At 55.9% G+C, this 6,117-nt stretch carries 7 protein-coding genes; 3 read left to right on the top strand and 4 right to left on the bottom strand.

Translation table 11 applies throughout. From position 1 onward, the window contains the following. From EKD05_RS25760 to EKD05_RS13385, 3 genes are all read left to right on the top strand, one after another. The coding region (locus EKD05_RS25760) for a hypothetical protein (protein ID WP_165360729.1) at positions 1–498 on the top strand (498 nt) is incomplete at its 5' end. Positions 499–1,073: 575 nt separating this feature from the next. Further along, entirely contained in the window at positions 1,074–2,417 is a 1,344-nt protein-coding gene (locus tag EKD05_RS13390; RefSeq protein WP_129673517.1) for a radical SAM protein, read from the top strand. Positions 2,418–2,441: 24 nt separating this feature from the next. Further along, entirely contained in the window at positions 2,442–2,654 is a 213-nt protein-coding gene (locus EKD05_RS13385) for a hypothetical protein (RefSeq protein ID WP_129673515.1), read from the top strand. A gap of 206 nt (positions 2,655–2,860) precedes the next feature. Here EKD05_RS13385 and EKD05_RS13380 read toward each other — a convergent pair whose 3' ends face one another. The 4 genes from EKD05_RS13380 to EKD05_RS13365 form a co-directional block, all read right to left on the bottom strand. Continuing rightward, the gene (locus EKD05_RS13380) at positions 2,861–3,325 is read right to left on the bottom strand and encodes an AAC(3)-I family aminoglycoside N-acetyltransferase (protein WP_129673513.1); all 465 of its coding nucleotides are present in this window, start codon (positions 3,323–3,325) and stop codon (positions 2,861–2,863) included. 177 nt (positions 3,326–3,502) lie between these two features. Beyond that, on the bottom strand, positions 3,503–4,306 hold the full coding sequence (locus EKD05_RS13375; protein ID WP_129673511.1) for a hypothetical protein: 804 nt from the start codon (positions 4,304–4,306) through the stop codon (positions 3,503–3,505). Positions 4,307–4,630: 324 nt separating this feature from the next. Next, positions 4,631–5,419: an RNA polymerase sigma factor gene (locus tag EKD05_RS13370; RefSeq protein WP_165360728.1), complete on the bottom strand. Its 789-nt coding sequence runs from the start codon at positions 5,417–5,419 to the stop codon at positions 4,631–4,633. A gap of 374 nt (positions 5,420–5,793) precedes the next feature. After that, positions 5,794–6,114, bottom strand: a complete 321-nt coding sequence (locus tag EKD05_RS13365; RefSeq protein WP_205703941.1) for a type II toxin-antitoxin system HicB family antitoxin — start codon at positions 6,112–6,114, stop codon at positions 5,794–5,796. Positions 6,115–6,117: the final 3 nt, after the last annotated feature.

Here is a 6,117-nt window from a genome sequence, read left to right as displayed (position 1 = left end):
AATGACAATCGCGTCTCGTTGCCCGACTTCTCGGTGCTCGCGAGCACCTTCGGGCGGAGCAGCGGCAGTACGGGCTACGATGGGCGGGCCGACTTCAGCGGCGATGGGGTGATCAACCTGCGCGACTTCTCGCTGCTCGCCAAGCACTTCGACGAGGCGGGGGCGGCGGACCCCTCACCCGCCGAACCGCGTCCCAGTCACTCGGTGATCCGGGCACAGCAGGTCGTGCCGAACCTCACCGCCGGGGCGAGCGTGACCCTGGACGTGGCGATGAACGCGCCGCCGACCACGAATGGGGCCACGAAGCAACGAAGAGCGCACCGCCCCTATTCGTTTATTCGTGATCAGTATTCGTGGTCGGCGGTGCGACCGAGTCTCGGGCGTCTCGACGGTAGCGATGCTTCGCGGCGCTCCTCCGACAAGGCTGTGGTGCTCCTCCATCACCTGGGCTCGTTCGTCTGCTATCACCAGATGTTCGGCTATAACAACGTGGCGTAGGCGATAAAAGCATTGTTGTGCTTGATAACTTGCCTGATCCATTGCCACAATGTTAGTGTCAGGCCAGGCTTTCATACGCCCCAAACCATTGATCAGTGGGACATAGTTCATCGCATCATAACGCTGAGGCGCCCTGGCGACATAGCCAGCGAGGATTGGCTGCTGATGGGCGATCTGATTGAGCAGCGACGGATGCTCCGCACGCATAAGGGTAAAACGAGCACCGTTGTCGCGTAATTGACTGTTTGTAGATAGAGCTCTACGCCCTCGGGGTAGTAAAGCAGGGGTGTTTCAAAGGGATTCAAGCCATTGCGCACAGCAAACGCCGTCCACCACATATTCCAGGAGTTCTGGATGGCATCTTCGGTTCCTGGAAAGAAGTATGGCCCACCACGGTTGACGTAGATGGTATCTGTCGGGTTGCTCATCATCGGCCAAGGTGAGCCAGATTGCGACAATAAGGTAGAAACCTAATCTGCGTAATCTGCGAACGATCGAAATGACTTTGCAACAGCCCTAGCTCTGTGTTCGCACTACTTGACAAGAGCTACGGAGCGTAGTAGGATAAAATCATCATGAAATCTGTCTTCAATTTTGAAGCAGATTTTCTGGCCCTCATCCTGGTTACGCATCCTGGTACAACAGGTTTGTGTACGCACCATCCTGTCACCTACGGCAGCACACCGCCGCACGCTGGCGGCATGTGCCAGCAAGATGGACGCGCAGCGTTCCTTCTCAGGTTCTTTAGTGCGTGTGGGGGGCTTATGATTGCGAAAGCCGTTGTCTACCGCATCTATGGTGAGGCGCTTGCTGTCCTGATGAATGTCAAGACCAGGCAAGTCGCCATGCTCCAGGGGCCGTCCCTCCAATTCTGGAAGGAGTGCGTCCAGGCCGACGAGCCGGATCGTCGCCATCCCCTCTATGCCCGCCTGCAACACCTTGGTATGCTCGACGAGCCTGCCGAACTCCCTCCGTCAAGGCCGCACCCCAACGCACGCGACGAGCAAGCGCACACCATTGATATCGGTGCCTTGCATCTCTGGGCGTTCAAGAACCATATTCCGCTGAGCGGCCACTTCGAACTGACCTCGCGCTGCAATCTGCGCTGTCGCCATTGTTACGGTCTTTTCGAGACCAAACAGGATACGCTCAGCACAGAACAGGTGTGCCGTATTCTTGATGACCTGCGCGACAGTGGGACGCTAGGCTTGGTGCTGACTGGGGGGGAACTCTTCTTTCGCAAGGATATCCTTGAGTTGCTGCGTTACTTGGATGCGCAGAAGTTTGTGGTGCGGATCAATTCGAATGGCACCCTGATCGACGAAACGGTCGTGCGTGCCCTACAGGAACTGAACAATATCTACCGGATTCATCTCAGCCTCTACAGTTCCGAGCCAGAGATCCACGATCAAATCACCAATGCGCCGGGATCTTATTACAAAACCCTGCACGCGCTGCATCTCTTGCGCGCAGCAGGCTTCGATTTACGCATCAATTGTTCGGTGATGAAGGCGAATTATGCGACGTACCACAAGGTGCGCGACGAGATCGGTGATCCCATGGGGATACCGGTTCACTTTGATGCCGAGATCTTTCCCCGGGATGACGGCGGGACGGACAATCTCGTTGAACGGCTTGATGCGTCGCAGTTGCAGGAGTATCTGCGTGCGCAGGCGCGACCGAACGCCGCACCACCCAGGCCGAAGCTCTGCCGAGCGGGGTTCTCATTTTTTTCGATCTGCGAAGATGGTCGCCTGCTGCCCTGCTTGAAGATGAAGCGGCTGTCGCGTTATCCGCTCGGTCGGCTGACCGAGCGTTCGTTCCGCGAGATCTGGCAGGAATCGCAAGCAGTACTTATGCTGCGTGAGCAGATCAATCACCAACTCGACGCGTGTGATCTGTGCGAGCTTGCCATCTGAGCTTTCATTCAAGAGGAGGATGCGATGCATGTAGCGACAACGATCACGTATAGCCTCGAAGCGGTTCTGCGTGAGTTAGACCAGCAAGCTTGCCCCGACGAGGATGGCATCATCGTCTCAACGATGCATGACAAATTCTTCAAGGGCGGGGGGTGTGAGCGCCACCGAGTCGCCGACGATGGCACCCTCGAAAACGAACCGGCTGTGATCAACATTGCGGTGTGTATGCACGCATAGTTGGCCGAGTTGGTGGGTTCTGAGAGGGTCGAGCAGTTCCCTTTCATAGATCTAGGTACTGCGCCCCTAAAAGGCTGTCTGAAAAGTCGCCGGTTTGCTTCGGAGGGCCGGCTTTAGCCGGCCCTCCAAGGGTACACCACGTGGTGGCGAACGATGCTGCCACCCTTTTCAGACAGCCCCTAATACTACAGTTGTAGGGGGTTATCTCACTGGGCCTCTGCTTCAACCCCCAGATCAAAATGCACGACATCCTCCCGCGTGCCGAGCTTGCTATAGAGTGCCAGCGCCGCTTCGTCGTCGGGGGTAGTGTCAGCCTGCACGAAGATGACGGTGATGCCGCGTGCGGCCGCGATCGCTTGCAAGGCCCGAATCAAGGCGGTCGCAACGCCGGCGCGGCGATGTGCAGCGGCAACCGCGAGATCATAGATATAGAGTTCGCTCCGCGCTTGCTCGAATTTGCGCAATTCGTACGCGACAAGCCCGCCGATCACCGTGCCGTTCTTCACCGCAGCCAGGGCGATAAACGTGTCGTCGCTCAGCAACCGTTGCAGATAGGCTGCATCGGGACAGTGCGCGGTGTAGGTTGCCAGATCATCGAACGCCTCACCAAACATGGTGAGCAGACCATCCATCAGCGGGAGATCCTCCGCCGTGAGGTAGTGAATATTCATCGCATCTTATCCTTATTTGACGCAAAGGCGCAAGGGCGCGAAGGTTTGATGGAGCTGTATGCGCAACTTCGCGCCAACACGAGTCAACCGTCACCGCCGGCAGATGCGCCTCTGCGTTCAAAAAAGCGCCCCATCCCTGCGCCTCCCCACCTCACCGCCTCTGCGTTAAAAACCCCCTCAGACCCCACCCACCTCCAGTGCAATCGCCATATCCGGGCCAATTGGGCTCGTCAGCAAGGCGGGAGGAATCGGCCCAACCTTGGCCACACCTCGCAGATCAAACGGCGCACGAAAACGCTCTGAACCAAACGTCACCAGCGCATCACCACTAAGCGGCGGTTGAATCGTCACCGCGATGAACCAATGGTCATCAGTACGGTGAATACCCACATAGAACTGGTACCCCGCATCTTCAGCCTCGTGCAGAATCGTCTCGTCCTCAGCATCATCGCTTCCCCAGGCAACCCCAAGCTGCGGCGCCAACATGCGGGCAAACCAGATGCGGGGCAGTGTAATATGGCGGAGCGTTGGTTGTAACTGGGTCGCCGGTGGAGGCACGGGCGTCGTCGGCTGCGGCGTCACGGGTTGAACCATCTTATCCAGCGGCATCGGTGGCAACAAACCCGAAGCCTCTGCCTCTTGCAGGGCGAGCACCATCCGATAGGTTTCAGAACAATCACGGCAAACCCAGAGATGCCACCAGACATGGGGATAGGAACGGATGGCCTGTTGCGTCCCTTTGTAGCGCTCCAGATCAATATACGCCGCCAGATCATCCTGACACTGATCACACGACGTCGCGGCTATATCGCGAGGCACCTCAAGCAGATCCGTCATCAGCAACAGCAACGCGGCACGGCAGCGAGGGCAGACAGCAACGTGGTCACACCACGCTTGTGAGGGTAATTCCAGTGAAGACGGATCTTGACGCCCAGCGAGCCACTCAAGAATGTCCGTACATATATCGTTTACAAGACTCATAGGATCACTCTATCTTCATTTCTCAAACGGTAGAGTAGCATAGCACATGTCATGCGCTGCATCAACTAACCCTACTTCGCTACCTTCTTTGTAACAATTTATTCAGAAAAGCGCTTGCAAACCTGAACGTAGAGTAACATGAGAAATTCAGGGTCACAAAGTAATATGAATCAATCAGCACAGAAAAACAGATCCGAAGACGGGTTTGCAAGGCATAGCGTTAAGAGCTCACAGGTCTGGCAGACCTGTGAGCTCTTAACTGGAGATACATCAAGCCTTCGCGCCTTTGCGTCAAAAAAACATCTTTGTTACAGCGCATTGGGCTTAGACGAACGGGGAAGCTTCGTGATCCGCGAGCCACGCCTGAATTTCCGGGCGTTCTTGCAACAACGTGCGAGCCTGCTGCAACAACGCCCGCACCCGTGACGGATGGAGATGCACGATGTTGCCGATCTGCGCAGTCGAGAGGTCATCAACGGCGGCAAGATAGAAGATCTGAGCCATACGTTGATCTTTGATCCGCTCAAGCAACGCGCACGTCAACCCAATCAACATCTCGCCACATGCTTCTTCATCGGGCTCACAAGCATCACAGAGCGCCAACGCCTCCTCAGGCAACTCATCTAACGACGCAACCCCACGCGGACGCTTCTTCGCACGAAGATCGCGCAGCATCCGGCGGGAAGTCTGCACAACTAATCTATACACCCAAGTCTTCAGGCTGCTCTGGTATTTGAAATTCTTGAGCGAGCGTGACATTTCATCGAGCGCCGTCTGGGCAAGATCATCAGCATCAAGCGCATGATCGCCAAGTGACGCCATCTTACCCCGGTTAATCACCTGCGCCACGTCATGCAACCAGATCGTCCAGAACTGATCATGGTCTGGATGGGATCTATTTTGCAGCGCCGCAACCTGCTGATGATCCTGATGATAATACAGCACCATCTGCGTAAGCTTCACCTGATCGACATGCTCAGGCAGACAGCGCACAAGCGACTGCGCATAAGACTCAAGCTCACTTGCACTGAGCCCCCACCCAAATTCAGCATTGCACTGGGCAATTATCTTGTGCAACGTCATCTGATCGACGGAGGGATGCTGATAGTCCATAGGTGCACTCTTCATACTGGGAAGCGACGCTCAACACCGGAGCCAGAAGTGAGAAGCACCCTGCCGAAGGGCAGGGCAAGACGTGCTTTTCTACCCTGCAAGTATACAGCAGAAACGCATCAGCAGAGGGGCAGATTCCGTTAAGAATTAGACACTATGCTTAGGCGGGACAAGGTAGTAGTGCGTAACAAAAGTTTTCTGGGAGCACCGCCGACCACGAAGAACCCTCACGAATAAGCGAATAGGGGCAGGGGGATTGTAGATTGCAGATTTGTGATTGTCGCTTGGGCGCGGCCCCCAAACAAGTCCCCTAGCACTGCATTATACGTGTTTGCGCAGCCGAGAACCGTTTCGCACTCAGCTTTCAAGCAGGGTTAGCTGACCTCCGCCAGCTTATCACTAATCCACTGGTTCAAACTCTTGCCCTCACGCTGCGCCCGAACATAGGCCTTCCGATGCAATTCAGGCGGCAGGCGAAGCATCAACCGTCCCGTGAAAGGCTTATCCGGTTCCTCGCCACGTTCTTTGCAGAAGTCGAGATAGTCATCGATCGAGTCACGAAAGGCTTGGACTAACTCGTCCACACTCCTTCCCTGGAAGGTGACCACATCACGGAGGTCGAGCACCTCTCCATGGAAAATGCCAGCCTCATCATCAAGCTCAACGCGACCCGTATAGCCCTTATACTGCAGCATGGC

It is taken from the genome of Candidatus Chloroploca sp. Khr17, assembly GCF_004138165.1.
GTDB lineage: Bacteria > Chloroflexota > Chloroflexia > Chloroflexales > Chloroflexaceae > Chloroploca.
Note: the sequence above shows the minus strand (reverse complement) of the source record. Positions and strands in the feature narration are given on the sequence as shown.